Source organism: Desulfofundulus salinus (assembly GCF_003627965.1).
Taxonomy (GTDB): Bacteria; Bacillota; Desulfotomaculia; order Desulfotomaculales; family Desulfovirgulaceae; genus Desulfofundulus; species Desulfofundulus salinus.
Window position 1 is genome coordinate 1,835,729 of record NZ_RBWE01000001.1, and the last position, 20,393, is coordinate 1,856,121.

Here is a 20,393-nt window from a genome sequence, read left to right on the forward strand (position 1 = left end):
TATGGCTCTCTGGCGCTCACGGCGCTCTGGTGCTCTGGATATTGATATTCTACGCAAAATCTGGTTTCCCTCTTTTCTCCCAGAAATTTATACCGAACCAATGCGACCAGGACTTTGCAAGGCTCTCATACAAGGATCCCCGCCCCTGTACCAGAGCAAGTAAAACCTGACCGTTTCTCCACTTTACGCAATATTCCATTGTCCCATCGGGTAACTCCCGCTCTACAAAATCGCCTGGACGTAAGCGACGGTATTCATAAATCATAATATCTTTGAGTTTCTGGCTGGTATAATCAAAATCGTGCGTATAGTAAGCAAAGTATAATTTCCAGGGGTCATAAAGGAAAAAACCGCCATGATAGATTCGAAGTTCAACGATCCTTCTTATCACAGCTTCCATGCTGGCACCAAACGTTTTTTTCATTTCGTTAATAAGCCTTAAGGGGTGAGCAAATCGCGTTGCCACCTGGAATACATGTGTTTCCGGCATCATCATTTCCACGGCAAATTGATCTGCTTGTGCCCTCTCCAGGGGGTCCTCTTCACCGGTAATATCTTCCCCCCATATCCGCAAAATTCCGATTTTATGTTCTAAAGCTAGGTGACCCAGCTCATGAAAGCCTCCAAAACGCTGGCTTTCCATGGGACGATTTGAATTTAGAAGGATGCGGATCTTTTGGAATGAAGGGCGGCAGTAGCATAGGGCAGTAGCTTCTGTGGGGAGGGGGTAGGGGTGAAACTCAATGGGGCGGTCAGTTATTTTTTCTTTGATATAATCTGCGAGAACACGGAGTGAGAGGGGGAAGGAGGGGTTAAGATCCTTGAGAATCATAATCACTGTAGCATGGGGGTCCATTTCTGCCTCCGTGATTATATACTTTTTGATATTTTTCGTCATTTGTAGAAAAAAACTTAGGCCCGTTACCTCTCAAATAGGTTGCAACGGGCCTAATTTTCTGGCTCCTTACTTTTTATTTTTCTTTCCTGGGCCTCTATTTCCTCAATCCATTCGAGGGCCTTCAGGATTTGTTCTTTGCCCGCTTTGCTCAGGCGGCTTATACGGCCAAAAAGGAGCAGGGCTTCTTTGTCGGCATCTCCAGCAGGGGATTTTCGTGTAGGCAAGGTAGGAGGAGTGGGATCATCAGAAAGGCCAAGAAGCCAATCGATCGAAACCTGGTAATAATCGGCAAACATTTTAAGAGTATTATAGTCAGGCTTGCGCCTATTTACTTCATATTGAGCGTAGGTACTTCTAGACATATTAAAGATTTTTGCTAATTCTTCTTGCGTTAGTCCTTTTTTCTTTCGTAAAAAGGTAAGCCTTTCCCCAATCATCTTCATCACTTCCTGCTTTATATTATAGTCGCCATCCGCGACATTTAAAATATTTGTCGCGATTCTCATCAAAAAACTATTGACAGTCGCGTTACGCAACAGTATAATATGGGAAGCAGGGTCGCGTTTCGCAACAGTCACCTACTATACTTACAGGGGGTGAGGTAATTGAAGCAGGATAAATCAAGAGGCTGGCTGGTAAAATATCGTGGAAATTTTACGCATCAACAAGTTGCTAATATGGCGGGCATAAGCCGTTCGTACTATACAGAAATTGAGTCGGGGTTAAAAAACCCAAGTGTTACTACAGCAAAAAAAATAGCTATGGTGCTTGGTTTTGATTGGACCCTTTTTTTTAAAGATGATGGTTGCGAAACGCATCAAAACACCAACTCTAAACTGTGTGCTACCGGGACTGAGGGGGGGCTAAATTATAACATGCCCCCCGAGCGCAAAAGAAAGATATGTCCAGTCCTACAGGCATACATGATCGCAAACACTGTATAGAGTCTCGCTGCAGGTAGTGGATAGGGGACGATTGTGCTGTTCCGTGGACTGGCCGGCTGGCTTGGGCTATTCTCCTGAAGCAGGTAAGACCAGAAGATAACTAGTTACTTAATTATACTACTGGTACGGTACAAAATTTGGAGAAATCCCGCCCAGGGTTGCCGATGGGCGGGTCAAGTCAAGCTCTCTGATCAGCTTATTTTATGAGCCCTTCTGATGAGGTTACCTAAATTGGTACGGTTCCAGAGTGCTACGTTTATTTCCTTAGCTTCTTCGATCATCTGGTCAGTGAAATATTGGTTCGTAATAACGATGCTCCCGTGGCACCCGTACCACCGTTGGCCTCGGGTAACTTCGCCGAGCACGTTAACGCCAACTCTCCCGTAGTTTTGTAATTTCTTGGCTTGAATAGCGAACTTTCTTCCTTGTTGGTCAATTATTACAAGGTCGGCCCCGTGGTCCTTCATCTCCGGGGTCAGGAGAGTCTGATAACCCAGTTTTTGAAAGAGCTTTTCCAGGAACTCTTCAAACTCACGGCCAGACATACGGTCAATAACTTTAAGAGCAGCTTTCGGGTTGTGCCAGGGAAAGTCGTCATCATTGTAAGTTTTTTTACTCATCGGTTTATTGCTTGTTATTCTGACAGGTGGAAGATTAGTTTTCCTTGTTCGTCTTTTACTTAGTGCTCTTAATAAGTTTTCTAACTGGCTAAAGAGAAAAAGAATAACAATTAGCGGCCAGATTACTTTTATAATTTCCCACATGTATTTAAAAATTAACGTGACGTCAACAGTCTGCAAACATCTTTTCCCTCCCCCCTCGGTCGAACTGGCAACCCCAACCAGCAAATTTCGACGCCGGGGGAGGGAAAACCTCCCAAAAGGCGGTGCGTTATGGCTGATCTACGATGCCCCAAGTGCGGTAAGCTACTCCTTAAGTTTCAAGTACACGGGTCAATTACTCTTATCGTGAAATGCCCCAGGTGTAAAAACCTTTGTTCCCTATCTATGGAAGTAAGGGGGGAAACCCGTGACACAACAGGACAGGGCTGACATGGAAACTTTCTGCCGGCTGATAGCGGTAGGGATACATAGGCGGTTGCAGCGGGAGGTGAAATCTAATGCCACGAAAAACGTGCTATATCTGCGGCCAGCACCCTCGGGTAAGGAAAAAGGATCCGTGGGGCAAGTGGCAGCGGGTAAGTGACCTGCGACCGGCCGGAGGTGGCCGGTGGGTATGCTCCCGGTGTATAGCTGCTACTGTCAGGGGCACGGTGGCGCTTGCCCTGGGCCGGGAGGATGTGGTGGAGGTGATGGCTTAGAAGTCACCTATCGACCCATATTTCTCGAAATTTAAAACCCAAGGGGGTAGTTGTTAATGGGTGGAAGCTGTGATAAATACGTGCAGGCTGTGCAAGACATAGAGGCAGTAGCTTTCTGGAGGTATCACTGTGGTGCTGTGCCAGCAGCGCTGGTAAGCACTATACGCGATCGAGCTAGGGAAGACCATGAATACGCCGAGCATATAGCGCGCCTGGTACGATCTGGGACGTATTTAGTGTCAAATGCAACACTGGCTCGTGTCATGTCTGAGATCATCCCAATGGCGTAACACCTGGGCATTTGCCTAACCTCGCAAGAAAGAGGTCTAATGAGATGATTTTATTCAAACCGGAGCATGTTCAGCCAATCATACGGGGCAAAAAGACCCAGACCCGGCGCACCGGCAAATGCCGGTGGCGCCCCGGGTCTATACACCAGGCCAAAACCGATTTTAAGAAGGGTAGTAAACCTTTTGCCTTGCTCCGCATTGTTTCCGTGCGCCAGGAGCGCTTGGGGGATATTTCGGAGGAAGATGCCAAGCGGGAAGGTTATCCGTCTATCGAGGCTTACAAAGAGGTTTTTAAGCGGATATATGGATGGTGGGACCCGAACGAGCTGGTGTGGGTTGTAGACTTCGAGGTGGTATCGGTTTAAAGTGTATGTCCTGAGAAAAGAGGGTGTGAGTATGGGACAGGTGTTTTTCCGTACAAAACAGGAAGCTGAAAAGTATGCCCGCTGGATTGCGGGCAGTGCCTGGAGGCATTGCTGCAAAGTTGAGCCAGCGGGATTCAACAAGAACAGTGGGTGGATACTTAGGATGTATGAGGTGGATAACCCTAAAGGGGGCGTAAGTTATGGCAAACATAGATGATTTGCTTGGTAAGTTGGAAGTCCCCTGCCAGGCCTGCAAAGGTGAGGGATATATAGGCGGTGTTGACGATGATGGGATGATACATGAAAACGTATGTCCCGAGTGCAGGGGAAAGAAGTACATGCCGTCCGAAGTGGGCAGAAAATTGCTGGACTTTATTAGGAAGTATTTATGCGAGGAACAAAATTGCAGGTGGTGGCTGTAGATGAAGTTACTACGTTACCTTATTAGTCAGCTAAGAAGGTACAGGTATAAGAAACACTGGAGAAAGAACTACTTCCGAGCAGGATACCTGATTTAGGTGGTGCGTATGCGTGTTGTCAATACCAGGCATTGCGAAAGGAGAATAGAGCAAAGGGGCATTAACCGACGCGGGCTTCGTGAGGCTATTTTAAGGGCCTATCGTCATGCCAGCAAAAACGATGTCAGCAAAACTATACGGCTGGAGCTTTCCGGTGCACATGAAGGGATAATTGCCGTGTGTGAGGTTGTTCCGGCGAAAATCAGGGTCATAACCGTCTACCGCGAGGGGATGCGAGCATGACATCTATAAGAATAGGTATGCGTATGATACATATACCTACGGGGCGAGAAGTAGAAGTATATGCAGTTGAAGATGGATATTTTGAGGTGATATGTGTACCAGACGGGGCAAGGTGGAGGTTGGCGTTTGAAAGTATAAAGGAGTTTTGCCTGTTGTACTGATATTGGAGGTATAAAATGAAAGAGTTTACGGTGTTGCATTTATTCTCGGGCATTGGAGGGGCAGCTTTAGGTTTCCAGCAGGCGGTATCGGAATATAAGGGCATGGTCGGCAGGTTTCGCACCCTGGCCGGTATCGACGTGGACCCGGAAGCCTGTCAGGATTTTCGGACCCTGACAGGAGCCCCGGCGGTGGAAATGGACCTGTTCTCACGGGCAGACTACATAGCTTTTCACGGTCACGAGCCGCCGGCAGATTGGCGGGAGGTTTCGGCGGAAGACCTGCTGGCAGCAACCGGGGGAGAATATCCTGACGTAGTTTTTCTCTCGCCCCCATGTAAAGGCTTTACCGGTCTACTTCCCGAGAAGGTCGCTATGTCAGAGAAATACCAGGCCTTGAACCGTTTGGTAGTACGGGGCTTGGCGCTGACCATGCAGGCCTTTGGAGAAGACCCGCCCTCAATCATCATGCTGGAAAATGTCCCCCGCATTACTTCCCGGGGGGAATGGCTTCTAAGACAAGTAAAACGCCTGTTACGTCGATATGGGTACGTGTTTCACGAGGGTTTTCACTGTTGCGGGGAAATTGGAGGGCTGGCGCAACGTAGAAAGAGGTACCTGCTGATAGCAAGGCTGGAAAAAAAGATGACTGCGTTTGTATATCGGCCACCTTCCCGAAGGCTTAAAACAATCGGGGAAGTGTTGGGAAAGTTGCCCCTTCCTGACGACCCTTCTATGGGTCCGATGCATCGACTACCAAGACTCCAGTGGCGAACGTGGGTAAGGTTGGCCCTTATTCCACCCGGGGGAGACTGGCGGGATCTGGAGCATCTGGACTTTGAAAATCTCAGGCTCAAACATACACCACGCACAGGTGCTTACCAGGTTGCCATGTGGGACGAGCCATGCGGAACTGTTATCGGGAGTGCCCGGGTGCAGGGAAGCAACGGGGTTGCGGCAATAGCGGACCCGCGTGTTCCGGAAACCTGGCGAACAATAGCATTCAGGGTGGTGAGGTGGGAAGAACCGGGGCCATGTATCACAGGTGCCAGGTTTGGGAGTGGGGCGTTAGCCGTGGCAGACCCCCGATTGGGGTGTCGCCCTCGAAGTGGCAGCTATAAGGTCCAAGCATGGAACGAGCCTGCCGCTACGGTAATCGGTGCCGGGGACATCCATGCAGGGGCGGCCGCCGTGGCGGACCCACGCATTCCTACAGACGACGAGCGCCCGAACCCGCCGCCGGTGATAATAGCCCTGGATGGCACCTGGCATCGGCCTCTTACTACCTTGGAGTTGGCGGTGCTCCAGGGGTTCCCGGCGGTTATGCCGGACGGCAGGCCGCTAACCTTGGTCGGGAAATCTGACGCACGCTGGCGGGAGCGAATAGGAAACGCCGTCCCCCCGCCGACGGCCCGGGCAATAGGGGAACAAATACTGTTGGCTTTGCTGGTAAGTTCCCAGGGTGAATGGGCTTTGGGGAACACAGGAGTATGGGTTGTTGGAAATAATACGGAAAGAATGAGCCTGTTCTCTAACGAGGGGGCCCGGTCATGACAACGGAAGAGTTTTTAACTTGGCTGGACAATTTGCAGGAGGAAATGGAAAGTGGGCTTTTGGAAGCGGGCTATAGTTACAGAGACATCGAGGATGCTAAAACTGCTATATTGGCTCTCACTTCCGAAGAAGAAAAAGAAGCAAGACAATCTCTTCTCTCCCGCTTCAAAAAGGAAAAACTTGCATTATTGTTTTACATGGTTGGCAGGATGGATGGCATGATAGACGGGTTTAAGCAGGGGTACAACGAAGCGTTATACAGGCAGGGTAACAAAAGAGGGGAGATTTATAAACATGAGGTTACACAATAGACAAATAAAGGCATCTTTCTGGAATGATCCCGACCTGCTTCAGTGGCCAAGAGAAAAGCGGTGGTTTTATCTTGGCCTGGTACAGCTGGCCGACGACAGTGGCTGTCTGGAAAACTCTCCCTTTGCGTTTAAAATCCAACTCTTCCCCTCGCCACTCGATGCTGACATAACGGTTGAACTGCTTACACAGTGGCGTGATGAGCTTATACAAGCAGGTAAACTCATACCTTATGATGTTGGCGGCAAGCCGTATCTGTATATAGCTAACTTCCACAAGCACCAGACACCGGACAAGCCCACGCCCCCGAGCAAGGCCAGCATTCCATTGCCGCCTTGGTTGGAGTGGGTAGAGGGGGAGAGCAGGAGGACCAGCCGGTACGTGGTCCGGGAAGAGTTGTTGCCTGTTTCACTAACTGATGACCATTGTCCAGGATATGTCCGGGACGTGTCCGGGACAAGTCCGGGACAGGTCCGGGTAGAACTGGAACCGGAACTGGAACTAAATAATACTTTCCTTACGGAAAGGGCGAACGCGCCTGACGGCGCGGCGGTGCCTGACGGCACTCGCCAGGGGGATTCTTTGCCTTTGCCAAACGAGGGCGAAAGCCAGGAAGAAATCACGCAAGAAGGAGACAGCGATGAGAAAACCCCTGTTATCCCTATCACGTCAACTGTTGAAAGTATCGTAATTCCTGCCGAAAATGGGGGCATTGACGAGAAAGTTACGCCCCTTAAACTCAAGAGAGCAAAAAACAAGGCCGACCCCAGGGTAAGGCATGTCCTGCGCTATTTCCAGGATACAGCGGTTAAACACATGGGCCTAACTCCCGTGATTGACTACGGGAAACACGGCAAGCTAATCAAGCAGCGCCTGGCTGCATTGGACCACGACCATGAGGACCCTGATGAATCACTGTCCGAAATGTGTCGACTGATAGACGCATTTTTTGAGACGGACGACCCCTTTGTGTCCCGGGCCGGCCGCACTATATCAGTGTTTCTTGCTGCCAACGTGTTCGAGAAACTGCGTCAAACGCTTGCCCGAGCACAACCGCCAGTTAGTCAGCGAACATACGAGCGACCTGAGTTCTTAGATTGGGAAATCGGGGGTGCCTGATGGGGAAAAGAGTGCCACCGCAGTCCATCGACGCGGAGCAGTACGTGCTTGGCTCCTGCTTGTTGAGTGCGGAAGTCGTGGACGCAGTGTCAGAGATCCTTACGTCGGATGACTTCTATCGTGCCGACCACAAGCAAATATTTCAAGCCATCCTTGACCTGTACCAGGCCGGTAAGCCCGTGGATTTAATATCGCTGACGGAGGAATTGAGGTCCCGGGGTGTGCTGGACAGGGTAGGCGGTGTCACCTATATAGCTTCCCTGCCAAATCATGTTGAAAGTCCTTTGCTGGCCAGACACCACGCCGAGTTGGTGAGGGAGAAGGCCATCCTGCGGGCGGTGCTTTCCAGGTGTCACCACCTGGTAGAGCGTATATATGCTGGCACCCTGGACGGCAAAGAGGCCATGCAGGACCTGCAAAGAGCAGCCCTGGAATTGTCCGAACAGGATAAACAAAACGCGGGCCTGCAGCCAATTAGACCATTGCTTCAAGGTGCTGTGGCAGGTATCGAAGAGCGGTACAGGAACAAGGGCAAACTCCCAGGACTATCAACGGGTCTTGCTGACCTAGACAAGTTTACCGGGGGCTTGAGGAAGGGGGATTTAATCCTCATCGCCGCCCGGCCAAGTATGGGGAAGACCTCACTTTGTGACCAGATTGCTGTGGAGGTGGCAAGATCGGGCGGGGTTGTGGCCCTGTTCACCACCGAGGTCAGGGGTACCCGGGTGGCCGAAAAAATCATAATTCAGACAGCCAGGTTGAACGGCCACGCCATACGGATTGGCTACCTTGGGGAAAACGAGTGGTCGGGGGTATGTGATGCGTCAGCTAAACTCAGCTCAATTAAGCTGTATGTGGACGACCACCCCCATCCAACACCGGCCCACATCCGCGCTCAGGTCCACAAGTTAAATGCCAAGCACGGGAGGGTTGACTTGGTTGTGGTTGACTACATCGGCCAGCTGGACCCCGGGAAAAAGGTGGACACCCGGGTGAGGGAGTTGGCAGAAATCACGCGCTCCCTGAAAGCGATGGCGAAGGATTTTAACTGTCCCGTTATAGCGGCCAGCCAGCTCAATCGGGCCGTGGAAGCCCAGGGTGAAAAAAGGCCGACGCTTTCAGACCTGCGCGACAGTGGGGACCTTGAGCAGGATTCGGACCTGGTGTTGCTACTTTGGCGGCCAGAATTTTACAACCCGCTGGACAGGCCGGGCATGGCCGAAATAATAATAGCCAAGCAGCGGGAAGGTCCTACGGGCTCGATATGGGTGGCTTTCGTAAAAGAGCATACACGGTTTCACGACCTGGCTGGGGAGGCCGGGGAAGTTGCCGACGCATTGCCCAAGAAAAGTAAAGCCGGAAAACGGAATTTAAAGCTAGTTTAGGTGGTGCTGTATGCCTAAATATGCTGATGAGAATTTGCAAGAGGTGTGGAGGGGAATTCCCCTCCCCTCCACCCTCGCTGCTGCGCTAGATGTGATTTTAGGGCGAAAACAAGAGAACGGGGTGACCGGTACGATCTGGAAAAACCATACGGGAGGTATAAGTGGTGAAAATGATACAACTCGAAGAAGCTATCAAGGACCAATACGCCCGCCGGGTTGCAAGGGCAATCGAGGCGGAGGACGCGGATGCCCTTGCCAGGGTAATACCGCACCACGTCATCTATGAGAAACCCGGGATGGCCCTTGAGATTCTGGGCAGGGCGGTAAATGTAGCAAGCTGTGAGACCTACAGGTGGGTACGGCAATGGCTCCGCAATTCCGACAACGACTGCCTGCGGGCCAGGGGAGACAAACGATGGCAAGTGATGGTACTGCTGGAGGCCGTTTGCGAGAAGAATAACCATGAAAGGTCACTGGAGAGAAAGAAAAGGGATTATAGAGCAGGAGCAAAGTTAAGGTGGGGGAGGGTTTGACGGCATTGAGAAGTACGGCCTGCATTGAAACTGCTGTGGAAAAATGCAGGGAGATCCTGCGGTGGAGTGCAAATCCTTTTAACAGTGTGTATCTAAACCCGCATAAGTATGACATTATTACACTGGCCAGATGGGCCCAAAGTTACTGCAACAACCGGGCTTACATGCTGTTGTTGAGAACGGCGGAAATTACAGGCTATGAGCCGGTTCCTACTGAATTACTACACAGGCACATAGCCAAAGATGGTTATAAAAATCGCAGGGTAAGCATTGGGAAGAGTGCTTTTTACCTAATCAAACCTGATGAAATGAAACCAGGCTTAAAAAAGCGGTATAAAAAGTTTAAGGAGCTTATGGAACAGGTAATTATGGAGCTTCAAGCTAAAGCGGAATGTAAAGCGCGGTAAAATAAAGCTCTGCTTAATATTTGGAGGGGTTGAATATGAAACGCGAGGATCCCTTCATGCTTGCAAACTACCGTTTTCTGCCGGCAAGGTTGAAGGAAAAGGTAAATCGATTTATTAACCTCCTTGACCAGCCGTACCGCGACTTCGCTTCTAAAAGGTACGCCCAGGGGAAGTCAATGGCGGTGGTAGCCGAAGAAATGGGCTATGCCGAGAGGTCATTATACACTTTCCGGGAAAAGGTCATAACGCTGTGGATGCTGTACTGCGACCATGAGCGATTTGAAACCCACAAGCAGCGAATGATCGCCATGATCCGCAGGCACAGCCCAATAAGCCACAGCCGGCTTCTCATGAACATGAACTTGAAGCGGTCAGGTTTAAGCATTGATGACTTCCTGGACCTTATTGAAATTCTTGTGGCCACGGGGGTAATAGACCGCGTTCTTGTTTCCCGGGATAACGGTAAGCTGGCACGGGTTTATTACTACCGGGGGGATTCACAGCATGAATTTGTCAATAGTTTGTCCTGTTATGACAAAACAGCTATACACCTTTAAAAGACAGGCGCCATACAGCGCCTTAGTTAAATTAACCGCGATATTTCGCATAATAGGGAGCATATTTCCTGCGGGAAAAGCTCATTGCGCTTTTCCCGCTCATGTATCTAGAATCAGAATAGGGGATGATTAACATGAAATACCAGGTCCCCACCCCTCACGGGGTCTTTGAAGTGCTGCAATCACTATCTTACGGGGACATGATCATAGCCGGCATACTGGTGGTTATTGCAGTAGTCCTTACGTTTAAAACGCTCTATGACATAGCAGACCGGGAGGGGTACATCTGATGTGGACTGTCTTGGATGGTCACAGCCTGGCCGCGCTGTATGCGGTTCTCTTTTTAGGCCCCTTCGCGGCTGCCTACATGGTAAACAGGATGAAAGCCCTGTTCCGTTACCAGGGTTGGTGGTAAGACATGGATTATAACTTTTCTTCCTGTGTCCTGTGGTTTTTAAGCTGCCCGTGGATTATTAAGGCAGTTGCCCTGACTGCCCTTGGATTGTCCACAGCGGCTGTAGTCTTAAAACTGGGGGGTTGAGGGGATGAGTTTTAACGTCGATATGAGTGAAGTTTACCGCCAGTTCGCCAACGTCTTCGGCAGCATGACCCCCTTGCTCTGGCCCTTTATCGGTGCATTGCTTGCTCTCTTCGTTTTCGGAGGTATAATCACGATCCTGCGGCACTACACCAGCAAGTAGGCGGTAGCTATGTCCTACCTCAATTACGATATAACCAAAATGTACCAGGCCATAGCGGACACTATGGCCAGCATCTGGCCCATTGTGGCCCCGGCGTTCGCGATCATGCTTGCGACGATGGTGCTGGCCGGAATAGCCACGGTCCTCTACAAGTGGATTGACGAAAGGCGTTAAGCCTTCTGGCTTAAACATAGAAAGCCAACCCAACCTAAAAGGAGGTATTTTAGATGAGTCTTAACATCGTTCCTGCTGACGTACTGGGTTACATCGGGGAGGTATTCAACGGCCTGTGGCCCATCCTGGCTATTGGCCTGGGCATCATGGCTGTCCCGATGCTGCTTGGCGCGGCCAAAGTTGTTTTCAGCCGTCGGCGTTAATCATCTCCTTCACCCCAGAGCAAGAGAGAGGCTGGCTTAAAAGCCTCTCTCTTGCCAAGGGCTACCCGGGCCGTTTAGCCCGGAAATCAACGGCCCACACGGGCCGTTTTTAATTTGGAGTTGAAAAAGATGGAATTATTTATGCTCTTAATCTCTCTTTATTATCTGTACCATCTGCTTTTTTTGCTTTTTAGCCTGGGGTTGAGCAGGCCCCTGACCGGCACACCGGCGGGAACAGGTCAAAACCGCCTGGCCGTTTTTATGCCGGCCCACAACGAGGAAAACGTGATAGCTTCATCCGTCCGCTCCATCCTGGCCTCCCGTTACCCCGGGAACAAATTCGATGTGTACGTCATTGCCGACAACTGCACCGATAGGACGGCGGAGCTGGCCCGGGCCGCCGGTGCCCTGGTACTGGAGCGGGAAAACAAAACTTTGCGCGGAAAACAACACGCCCTCAAGTGGGCGTTTGAGCAGATAAACCTGGACGAATATGACGCCGTGGTAATCCTGGATGCCGACAACCACGTGCACCCGGGTTTCCTGGGCGTACTGGACCACTACCTGGCAGCCGGCCATAAAGTGATCCAGGGTTACGTCGAAACCAAAAACCCCGGCGATTCGTGGGTTACCGCCAACTACGCATATATGTTCTGGTACCTATGCCGCCTTCAGATGGCCCGCACCCGGCTGGGTCTGTCGGCCTGGCTGGCCGGGACGGGGCTGTGCATAAGCACCGATGTATTGCGCCGGGTGGGCTGGAACGTTACCACCCTGGTGGACGATGTGGAGTATACCTGCCAGCTCCTGTTATCGGTGCCTGTTTTCTACCTGCTGCCTTTGCTGGCCGAGCGGGTGAGGATACGCCGGGCTTGGACTTATTTGCTGACGGCAGGGGCGTTTTTCTTTACGTGGATACCAATCACTGCCTACGGAGTGGTGACGTGTGATCAGAAAAGCTGGTGGAGGACGCGGCATTAGGATTTCATGGAGGTTAGGGAGAATTTTCTTAGCGGTTTTGTTTATCTTTGGTATTCTTTCCGATAACGTTGCGTGGGCCTACGAAGTGGTGAAGCTTTCTGCGACTCTTCCTTCCGGTCGGTATGGCACATCGGCTGCAGCAGGTCTTGATGGTAAGATCTACATCTTCGGGGGATACAATGGTTCCTATCTTTCCGACATACTTTGCTTTGATCCAGCTACTGGCCAGATTACAAAGCTATCGGCAAATCTTCCCTCCGGGAGGCATTTCACTTCTGCTGCGACAGGGCCTGATGGTAAGATTTACATATTTGGGGGAAACAATGGTTCCTTTCTTTCCGACATACTTTGCTTTGATCCAGCTACTGGCCAGATTACAAAGCTATCGGTAACTCTTCCCTCTAAGCGTGAAGGTACATCTGCGGCAAGGGGGCCTGATGGTAAGATTTACATATTTGGGGGATACAATGGTTCCTATCTTTCCGACATACTTTACTTTGATCCAGCTACTGGCCAGATTACAAAGCTATCGGTAACTCTTCCCTCGGGGAGGGGTTATACTTCTGCTGCGACAGGGCCTGATGGTAAGATCTACATCTTCGGAGGTAGTACTTACGTAGGTGCTCTTGTATACTTTTCCGACATACTTTGCTTTGATCCAGCTACCGGCCAGATTACAAAGCTATCGGTAACTTTTCCCTCTAAGCGTGAAGGTACATCTGCGGCAAGGGGGCCTGATGGTAAGATTTACATATTTGGGGGATACAATGGTTCCTATCTTTCCGACATACTTTACTTTGATCCAGCTACTGGCCAGATTACAAAGCTATCGGTAACTCTTCCCTCGGGGAGGGGTTATACTTCTGCTGCGACAGGGTCTGATGGTAAGATCTACATCTTCGGAGGATATAACGGCAACTATTTGGCTGATATAGTTTCCTTTACCGTTTCCACTTCGCCTGCGCCACCTACGGGTCTTTCCGCTACGGCTACAAGCCCAACCCAAGTCCTTCTCACGTGGCAACCCAATACTGAACCTGATTTGGCTGGTTACATCATTTACCGCAACAACACGGAGATAGCGAGGGTAGATAAAAACACCACCACGTATACAGATAGCGGTTTAACGCCACGAACCAACTATACTTACGGCATCAAGGCTTACAATACTTCCGGCCTTACCAGCGAAATGAGCAACACGGTGACAGTGACAACACCAAAGCCCCCGGCACCAACCAACCTGACCGTGAGCAACATAACCTCCACGGGGGCGACGGTGACCTGGGATCCGGTACAGGAGGCCGAATCTTACAACGTATACCTTAACGATTTCCTTTATGCCGCCTATGTTACCGATACTTCTTACAACATCACCGGTCTGGACCCGGCAACGAACTACACCGTGCGGGTTACCGCCGTAATCAGCAACGTGGAAGGTGACCCGGCGACTACGAGCTTTACTACTTACGATCAGTCTGCCCCCGTACCTCCTGCGCCGCCATCTGGCTTTACGGCACAAGCTACCGGTCCGACCCAGGTGCGGCTTAACTGGAATCCAAATACCGAACCCGACCTGGCCGGATACATCATCTACCGCAACAACACGGAGATAGCGAGGGTAGATAAAAACACCACCACGTATACAGACAGCGGTTTGACGCCACGAGCCACCTATACTTACGGCATCAAGGCTTACAACACCTCAAACCTGACCAGCGACATGAGAACAGTTCAGGTGACCACACCGAAGCCCCCTGCGCCAACCAACCTGACCGTGAGCAACGTAACCTCCACGGGGGCGACGGTGACCTGGGACCCGGTGTCGGGAGCCGAATCTTACAACGTCTATATCAACGATTTTCTGTATGATGCTTACCTTACCCAAACCCAGTGTGAGATCACTGGCCTGGATCCGGCGACGAGCTATACAGTTCGGGTTACTGCGGTCATCAGCAACGTGGAAGGTGACCCAGCAACGACGACCTTTACAACGCTTGTAGGCTATAAGCCAAAACTCACCGTCAGGGTTGACAACCGCCAAATTATCATGTCCTGGGAAAGCATAGCTAATAGTTTTATCGTTGAAGCAAACGGCCAGCAGATAACCACCACCTCTGACAAGCAGTACACTTACACGGCTGAACCGGGAACGTATGAAGTAAGGGTTATCGCAGTGGTTAATGGGGAACAGTACCCCTCCGACCCGGTGACGGTGACCGTATCCGCGCTGAACACCCCTGGAGTGGTACAAGCCGCAAAGGACATACTGGGCAACACTGCGGCAGTAATATTCCCCTTCGGGGGGCTGATAGCCCTGGGGCTTGCGCTGAAAGCAAGTCCCCTGATAATAGCAGCCGTTAAAAGTGGTATGTTGGCCAGATGGTTCAGGGGGTGGTAGCCTTGATTAAAAAACTGGTGGCCGCCGTTGTAATCGGGGCCACTTTGCATACAGGCGCGGGGGTAGCAGCTGCTGCCCCCAGCCAGATCAACTGTGCAGACCTCAAACCGGCCCGTGTCGTGGCTGTAGACTGTTCCGCCCTGGGTGTTTCACAGGTGGATCCCCCCAAGGTGAACACCCGGGAAACCAGGCTATCTTATTTCCCCGAGCTATCCCGGGGGATAACCATCCGGCCAATCATAACTCGGCTTGCGGAAGATGTGCATAACCTCATCGAGTGGGCCGCACAAAAGGTAGGCTTGTCCTCATCACTGCTGAGGGCCGTAGCCCGGGCCGAATCCGGGGGGAACCACCGCGCCGTATCCCCGTCCGGGGCGGTGGGCATCATGCAGCTCATGCCCTCCACGGCCCGGGCCCTGGGGGTTAACCCTTACGACCCCCGGGAAAACGTCCTGGGAGGGGCGATGTACTTAAAGCGGCAACTGGACCGCTACCAGGGTAACCTGCCCCTGGCCCTGGCCGCGTACAACGCCGGTCCCGGGGCGGTAGACAGGTACGGGGGGGTACCTCCATACCGGGAAACCAGAAATTACGTGGCCACGGTGATGGGCCTTTTGGGGAGGTAATCATTTTATGTATCAAACCAGGATGATATTTCGTCTTGTGTACCTGCTGGAAATTCTGGTCTGTGTGTGCCTTTGCCTGGCCCTGGCCGTGGCCGCCCACGCCGAGCCGACCCCGGTAGAAGTTGTCAACCCCGTGACTATAAGCCCTCCACTTCCACCGGCGGCCCCTGCGGAAGTAACCGTTTCCGGGGTGACCGATACTGAAGCCACAATTTCCTGGTCCCCGGTACCTTACGCAACCCAGTATTCCGTTTGGGTGGACGGCCAGCGGTGGACGGGGAGCACTTCCCCGGGAGTAACCATCCAGGGTCTGCAACCCAGCATGACCTATACGGTTTATGTCACTGCGGCCAACGAGAGCGGGGAAAGCGGACCGTCAGCTTCCGTCAGCTTTACCACCATGCCCCCGGTTCCCACAGCCCCGGAGAAACCCGTGGTTACGAAGGTAACCGACAATACGGCAACGGTGCAGTGGCACCCCCTGCCTCCGGACCAGCACATCCAGGCTTATCGGGTTTACGTGGACGGTAAGGCCGTGGCCGATGTGCAACCGCAGGAAGGGATGCAGGCTGCCGAGTTGACCAACCTGAAACCGGGAATCCATACAGTGGCTGTCAGTGGTTTAAATGCCAACAAAGAAGGCCCTCAATCACCGGCTGTAAGTTTTACCGTCCAGGCCGTAACTGCTCCCACCGGCCTGCAAATGGTCAACCACTCCCACGACACCATCTGGCTGCAGTGGGATAAGGTTTCGGGATCTGAAAAGTATGAGATCTACGTGGGGGAACAACTCGCAGGAACAACTGACCAGACGAGCTATACCCTGACCGGCCTCCAGCCGGATCAGGAATACCAGGTATCTCTAATAGCCGTCCTCCCTGACGGCAACAGGAGCCAGCCGGCAACGTTGCAGGTAAAAACACTGCCGGTCCCCGAGGCCATAACTTTATCCGGGCTGAAGGAACGTATTTTCCCTTACGTGAATGATGCCATACCCGCCCTGGTGGCGGTCTTTGCAGTGGGGGCTGCTTTCGCCATAGCGCGTATGGCCAGGGTGCCGTTCTCGCCGTTCTCCTGGAGGGTTTAATAATGAGGTTTTTGGCCCGTTTACTGGTATTTCTTATCTCTCTATATACTGCTACACCTGCGCTGGCGGCAGTTGTATATGCAAACCCGTCTTACATATTTACATCGCAGCCAAATACAACAATCATACAGAGTGAGTACCTTTGGGCAGATACTACCGGTTTGGAATCAACGCGATTTACAGAAATAAAAGTATCGTGGGAACTTCAACCTGGTGACCAGGTAGGAATTAAGTTTTGGGATAGAGCCTTAAACCCCTTACCTTCGGCACATTTGGATACGAGCAATACGAGTGCAAGGGGAGTAAGTATAAGTTTCCCTTCTAATGCATATTTTGCTAAATTAGTCTTAATGACTGGAGATGCTTCTGGAAACAGATATTTGTGGTGGGATAGTGCCAGCAACACAAACGGTCATACTGCTATTTTCGCGGCACCGGAAATATCAACACCACCACCTACTAACGTAGGAGAAACACCTTCGGTGGGTACAAGTCAGACAACCATAAACATAGACAATTCCGAGGTAGTTGCGGAATTAAGAAATATCAAAGATCAATTATCAACGATAATCAGCAAACAGGAACAAATGATAAGCCAGATTAATTACGTCAAGAGCAAATTGGATACTGTAGTTAACCAATTAGACACTGTAATTAGCCACCTAAGTCATATAGATGACTACTTAACCATACCTCGACAGGCGGAGACGCTGGACACAAGCTCCCTGGGGCCTGTACCCTCTATAGACCCTACACCACCACCGGTAACCGAACCGCCGCAACAGCCGTACACCTATAACCGGCCAACGCCGCAAATGCCGCCGTTCGAGGACAGCCCCGGACCGCTGCCGATAGCGCCGGACCCTACAGTAATGGAGCATGACCCTCCGGCCGCAAGGGACAACCCCCGGGAGCTGGATCCGCCGAGAACACCGGACCCTGTAAGCATGGACCCGCCGTTAACACGCGACCCGGTGAGCATGGATCCTCCCCTGGAACGTGACCCGGCAACTATGGACCCACCCCTGACCCGTGACCCGGTGGTTATGGATCCGCCGTTGAGCCGCGATGAACCGATACAAAGAGATGAACCGCTTACGAGGGAAGAGCCATTGACCCCGGATCCACCATTGACACCGGATCCTCCGCTCACCCCGGAACCGCCTTTGAATTAAGAGGGTGATCTCATGTACCAGTTTTTCCAGAGCCTTTTCCAGCACTTATTGAACGGTATAATCAATGCGGTACATTGGTTCGGCCAGCTATTCCAGAACATCTGGAATGCCTTCAAACAGTTCATCGCCATGATATTTCAGCCCCTGCTTTTATTCTTCCAGGGGCTGTGGTACTTGATTACGAAGGTCTTTGATATTGTCGTCCTGGCCGTGCAGGTCATTTTCGGCCTCTTCAAGGTTGTCTGGTCCATTGTGGCCGGGATATTTCACACTTTTGCGGGGCTGATGGGTTTTTCAGGTAGCACCGATTATTACTACTTACCCGGGGCATACCAGCAGGGTTGGGACGGGGTAGCCGGGTTTTTCCTTAAAACAGGGCTGAACACTATCGCCCTGGTCGCCTGCGTTTTCGTGTGGATCCTGACGGCTTGGGCGGTGATAAAGATTGCGGGTGGGGAGAGGTGAGGGTTCTTGCAGTTTTCCTTGCACTCCTGCCCGCCCTTATCTTTCTCCCCTCTCCGGCCCTGGCCGTTCCCACCCCTCCCGACTACATGATCCCCTACTTCCAGCAGGCCGCCAGCGAAACAGGGGTGGATTACAACCTGCTTGTTTCGGTGGGGTACTGTGAAAGTGGCTTCAACCCCAACGCGGTATCCAGTGCAGGGGCCATAGGGGTAATGCAGCTCTTGCCTTCTACTGCGACTGCATTTGGGGCAAGCGATCCCCGGGACCCCCAGCAGAACATCATGGCAGGGGCCAGATACCTGAAGTACCTGCTAGACCGCTACAAAGGGGACGTTGAACTTGCCCTGGCCGCCTACAACGCGGGCCCGGGCAACGTGGACAAGTACGGGGGTATTCCCCCCTTCCGCGAAACAAGGGATTACGTGAAAAAAGTCATGGCTACTGCCGGCCTGACATACGAAGAGAGGTCATACGGCGTGTTTCAGCGGATAGTAGACACTTTCTTTAACCCCATCATCAACATCCTGGTTTCGGTGAGGGATCGCCTGGATTACGTCTCCCAGGTGGCCGCCCGGGGGTTGAACCTGGATTACTTTTTAGGGCCTGTGATGATGCTCGGGCCGCAGTGGAAGGTGTTAATTGTCTCAATAGTGGCAAGTGCTTTCCTGCTGCTGACCGTCCTGGTGGCCAGAAAAGGGTACGGGATTTACCTGGCGCTAAAGGAGGGGGTTAAGTGGTGGTAAGTCCGGCTGTAAAACGCAGGATATCTATAGTCATGCTTGCTATTCTGGCATTATCCGGCTTATTTTTGTTTCATGGTTCAGCTTATGCTGAAAACTTCACAAATGTAAGTGTATCATATCTAAAAACCGGCATGTCATATGATAACCTGCAATATATATTTGATACCGATACCAATACGTTTGGCCATTTGACTATGGATAATGTTACAGGTATCCAGCAGGGTGATCTGCTTGCGACATTTAGTTTTGATCCCGTATTTGTTGGCACTGTCAATATCTATACGGGCATCGCTAATTATATGGTCATATTTACTTTTACCCTGTCGCCTCCTGCAAATGCCGTAAATAACCTGCGATTGACTGATAACGGTGGCATACAATACACCGGATCTTATTCGACTTATAACTATAACCTGATATGGGACGGCATTAGCAACGCCAGCGGATATAATGTTTATAGGGACGGTACCTTAGTAGGAAATACAACGAGCACTACATATACAGTTCCAATTGTTGGAGGTGGTGCAGGGTATGTATTTGAAGTGGCACCAATTATTAATGGACAGGAAGGTCCCAGGGCTAAACTAATAACATCTGCATCTACAGGGACAGGCCAGAATGACACATATGTAATAAACGGGCAAATATCACAAATAAGAGTACATGATTACACAAAAACAACATTATTGCAAAACGGAGGGAAAATAGTAATAGGATCGATATCTTACGGACCGCCCGCCCCGTCAGATCCAGTTACTAACTTACAGGTGATTAATATAACCAAAACGTCAGCAACCGCAACCTGGACGGTATCAAACGCCCAGGCATATAAAGTCTATTTAGATGGCACTTATATGGGAACAACGACAGGCAATCAGTATGATTTTACAAACTTGCAGATAGGGTCCTCCCATACGGTCACGGTTGTAGGTGTCATCGGAAATGTTGAGGGGCAGGGGGTGTCAACAACCTTTACCACCTTGCCGCCAGATCCGGTAACCAACCTAGACGTAATCAACATTACAAAGACATCCGCAACAGCAACCTGGACAGGTACGCCAAACGCCAGCGAATATAAGGTTTACTTAAATGGAAATCTGGTAAGCGTCAAACACAACCCACCTTGGCACAATACCCAAGTCTAAGGGATAATCTTCCTCAAAAAATAAGCTCGATGAGGAGGATTTTTTCTTATGACCAAAGCCGAACGGGAAGCGCTATGGGAAACCCGAATAGCCG

Annotated in this window: 28 protein-coding genes; 25 read left to right on the plus strand and 3 right to left on the minus strand. The window is 51.2% G+C overall.

All coding sequences use genetic code 11. From position 1 onward, the window contains the following. Positions 1 to 49: 49 nt before the first annotated feature. Positions 50 to 856, minus strand: a complete 807-nt coding sequence (locus D7024_RS09375) for an ImmA/IrrE family metallo-endopeptidase (RefSeq protein ID WP_165859325.1) — start codon at positions 854 to 856, stop codon at positions 50 to 52. 92 nt (positions 857 to 948) lie between these two features. Further along, positions 949 to 1,476, minus strand: coding sequence for a helix-turn-helix domain-containing protein (locus D7024_RS09380; RefSeq protein WP_243113744.1), 528 nt, complete (start codon positions 1,474 to 1,476; stop codon positions 949 to 951). A gap of 27 nt (positions 1,477 to 1,503) precedes the next feature. Between D7024_RS09380 and D7024_RS09385 the strand changes: the two genes are divergently transcribed. After that, positions 1,504 to 1,842, plus strand: a complete 339-nt coding sequence (locus D7024_RS09385) for a helix-turn-helix transcriptional regulator (protein WP_121451556.1) — start codon at positions 1,504 to 1,506, stop codon at positions 1,840 to 1,842. A gap of 191 nt (positions 1,843 to 2,033) precedes the next feature. Here D7024_RS09385 and D7024_RS09390 read toward each other — a convergent pair whose 3' ends face one another. Then, positions 2,034 to 2,642: a restriction endonuclease gene (locus tag D7024_RS09390; RefSeq protein WP_243113745.1), complete on the minus strand. Its 609-nt coding sequence runs from the start codon at positions 2,640 to 2,642 to the stop codon at positions 2,034 to 2,036. A gap of 320 nt (positions 2,643 to 2,962) precedes the next feature. Between D7024_RS09390 and D7024_RS09400 the strand changes: the two genes are divergently transcribed. From D7024_RS09400 to D7024_RS09500, 24 genes are all read left to right on the plus strand, one after another. Then, positions 2,963 to 3,163 (plus strand): hypothetical protein, encoded by a 201-nt coding sequence (locus D7024_RS09400; RefSeq protein WP_121451558.1) that lies wholly within the window; start codon positions 2,963 to 2,965, stop codon positions 3,161 to 3,163. 334 nt (positions 3,164 to 3,497) lie between these two features. After that, entirely contained in the window at positions 3,498 to 3,818 is a 321-nt protein-coding gene (locus D7024_RS09410; protein ID WP_121451560.1) for an ASCH domain-containing protein, read from the plus strand. A 200-nt stretch (positions 3,819 to 4,018) separates the two neighbouring features. Then, the gene (locus D7024_RS09420; RefSeq protein WP_121451562.1) at positions 4,019 to 4,240 is read left to right on the plus strand and encodes a hypothetical protein; all 222 of its coding nucleotides are present in this window, start codon (positions 4,019 to 4,021) and stop codon (positions 4,238 to 4,240) included. A gap of 105 nt (positions 4,241 to 4,345) precedes the next feature. After that, positions 4,346 to 4,579 carry a DUF4258 domain-containing protein gene (locus D7024_RS09425; RefSeq protein ID WP_121451563.1) on the plus strand — a complete coding sequence of 78 codons (234 nt, stop codon included), beginning with the start codon at positions 4,346 to 4,348 and terminating at the stop codon, positions 4,577 to 4,579. A 176-nt stretch (positions 4,580 to 4,755) separates the two neighbouring features. Beyond that, complete coding sequence (locus tag D7024_RS09430; protein ID WP_121451564.1) at positions 4,756 to 6,291, plus strand: DNA cytosine methyltransferase; 1,536 nt, start codon at positions 4,756 to 4,758, stop codon at positions 6,289 to 6,291. Further along, on the plus strand, positions 6,288 to 6,602 hold the full coding sequence (locus D7024_RS09435; protein WP_121451565.1) for a hypothetical protein: 315 nt from the start codon (positions 6,288 to 6,290) through the stop codon (positions 6,600 to 6,602). The genes D7024_RS09430 and D7024_RS09435 overlap by 4 nt, the downstream gene beginning before the upstream one ends. 379 nt (positions 6,603 to 6,981) lie before the next feature. Continuing rightward, positions 6,982 to 7,719, plus strand: coding sequence for a hypothetical protein (locus tag D7024_RS09440; protein WP_125185643.1), 738 nt, complete (start codon positions 6,982 to 6,984; stop codon positions 7,717 to 7,719). Beyond that, the gene (gene dnaB / locus D7024_RS09445) at positions 7,719 to 9,104 is read left to right on the plus strand and encodes a replicative DNA helicase (RefSeq protein WP_121451567.1); all 1,386 of its coding nucleotides are present in this window, start codon (positions 7,719 to 7,721) and stop codon (positions 9,102 to 9,104) included. The genes D7024_RS09440 and dnaB overlap by 1 nt, the downstream gene beginning before the upstream one ends. A 164-nt stretch (positions 9,105 to 9,268) precedes the next feature. Further along, complete coding sequence (locus D7024_RS09450) at positions 9,269 to 9,637, plus strand: hypothetical protein (protein WP_121451568.1); 369 nt, start codon at positions 9,269 to 9,271, stop codon at positions 9,635 to 9,637. Next, complete coding sequence (locus D7024_RS09455) at positions 9,634 to 10,044, plus strand: hypothetical protein (protein ID WP_121451569.1); 411 nt, start codon at positions 9,634 to 9,636, stop codon at positions 10,042 to 10,044. The genes D7024_RS09450 and D7024_RS09455 overlap by 4 nt, the downstream gene beginning before the upstream one ends. 35 nt (positions 10,045 to 10,079) lie before the next feature. Continuing rightward, positions 10,080 to 10,601: a hypothetical protein gene (locus tag D7024_RS09460; protein ID WP_121451570.1), complete on the plus strand. Its 522-nt coding sequence runs from the start codon at positions 10,080 to 10,082 to the stop codon at positions 10,599 to 10,601. A 134-nt stretch (positions 10,602 to 10,735) separates the two neighbouring features. Then, entirely contained in the window at positions 10,736 to 10,891 is a 156-nt protein-coding gene (locus D7024_RS14805) for a hypothetical protein (protein WP_165859326.1), read from the plus strand. Continuing rightward, complete coding sequence (locus D7024_RS15380) at positions 10,891 to 11,016, plus strand: hypothetical protein (RefSeq protein WP_279220981.1); 126 nt, start codon at positions 10,891 to 10,893, stop codon at positions 11,014 to 11,016. The genes D7024_RS14805 and D7024_RS15380 overlap by 1 nt, the downstream gene beginning before the upstream one ends. A 130-nt stretch (positions 11,017 to 11,146) precedes the next feature. Continuing rightward, on the plus strand, positions 11,147 to 11,302 hold the full coding sequence (locus D7024_RS14810) for a hypothetical protein (protein ID WP_165859327.1): 156 nt from the start codon (positions 11,147 to 11,149) through the stop codon (positions 11,300 to 11,302). Between the two features lie 9 nt (positions 11,303 to 11,311). Further along, on the plus strand, positions 11,312 to 11,476 hold the full coding sequence (locus D7024_RS14815) for a hypothetical protein (RefSeq protein ID WP_165859328.1): 165 nt from the start codon (positions 11,312 to 11,314) through the stop codon (positions 11,474 to 11,476). A 53-nt stretch (positions 11,477 to 11,529) separates the two neighbouring features. Further along, complete coding sequence (locus D7024_RS14820; RefSeq protein ID WP_165859329.1) at positions 11,530 to 11,679, plus strand: hypothetical protein; 150 nt, start codon at positions 11,530 to 11,532, stop codon at positions 11,677 to 11,679. Between the two features lie 129 nt (positions 11,680 to 11,808). Further along, positions 11,809 to 12,660 carry a glycosyltransferase family 2 protein gene (locus D7024_RS09465; RefSeq protein WP_165859330.1) on the plus strand — a complete coding sequence of 284 codons (852 nt, stop codon included), beginning with the start codon at positions 11,809 to 11,811 and terminating at the stop codon, positions 12,658 to 12,660. Continuing rightward, positions 12,626 to 15,058, plus strand: coding sequence for a Kelch repeat-containing protein (locus tag D7024_RS09470; protein WP_121451571.1), 2,433 nt, complete (start codon positions 12,626 to 12,628; stop codon positions 15,056 to 15,058). The genes D7024_RS09465 and D7024_RS09470 overlap by 35 nt, the downstream gene beginning before the upstream one ends. Positions 15,059 to 15,060: 2 nt before the next feature. After that, positions 15,061 to 15,684 (plus strand): lytic transglycosylase domain-containing protein, encoded by a 624-nt coding sequence (locus D7024_RS15385; protein ID WP_279220983.1) that lies wholly within the window; start codon positions 15,061 to 15,063, stop codon positions 15,682 to 15,684. 7 nt (positions 15,685 to 15,691) lie between these two features. Then, the gene (locus D7024_RS09480) at positions 15,692 to 16,771 is read left to right on the plus strand and encodes a fibronectin type III domain-containing protein (protein ID WP_121451573.1); all 1,080 of its coding nucleotides are present in this window, start codon (positions 15,692 to 15,694) and stop codon (positions 16,769 to 16,771) included. A 2-nt stretch (positions 16,772 to 16,773) separates the two neighbouring features. Continuing rightward, entirely contained in the window at positions 16,774 to 17,946 is a 1,173-nt protein-coding gene (locus tag D7024_RS14585) for a hypothetical protein (protein ID WP_125185644.1), read from the plus strand. Positions 17,947 to 17,958: 12 nt separating this feature from the next. Further along, entirely contained in the window at positions 17,959 to 18,411 is a 453-nt protein-coding gene (locus D7024_RS09490; RefSeq protein WP_121451575.1) for a phage tail family protein, read from the plus strand. Beyond that, a complete protein-coding gene (locus D7024_RS15390; RefSeq protein ID WP_279220984.1) occupies positions 18,408 to 19,154 on the plus strand; it encodes a lytic transglycosylase domain-containing protein in 747 nt (248 codons plus the stop codon). The genes D7024_RS09490 and D7024_RS15390 overlap by 4 nt, the downstream gene beginning before the upstream one ends. Beyond that, positions 19,145 to 20,299 (plus strand): fibronectin type III domain-containing protein, encoded by a 1,155-nt coding sequence (locus D7024_RS09500; protein WP_121451576.1) that lies wholly within the window; start codon positions 19,145 to 19,147, stop codon positions 20,297 to 20,299. The genes D7024_RS15390 and D7024_RS09500 overlap by 10 nt, the downstream gene beginning before the upstream one ends. Positions 20,300 to 20,393: the final 94 nt, after the last annotated feature.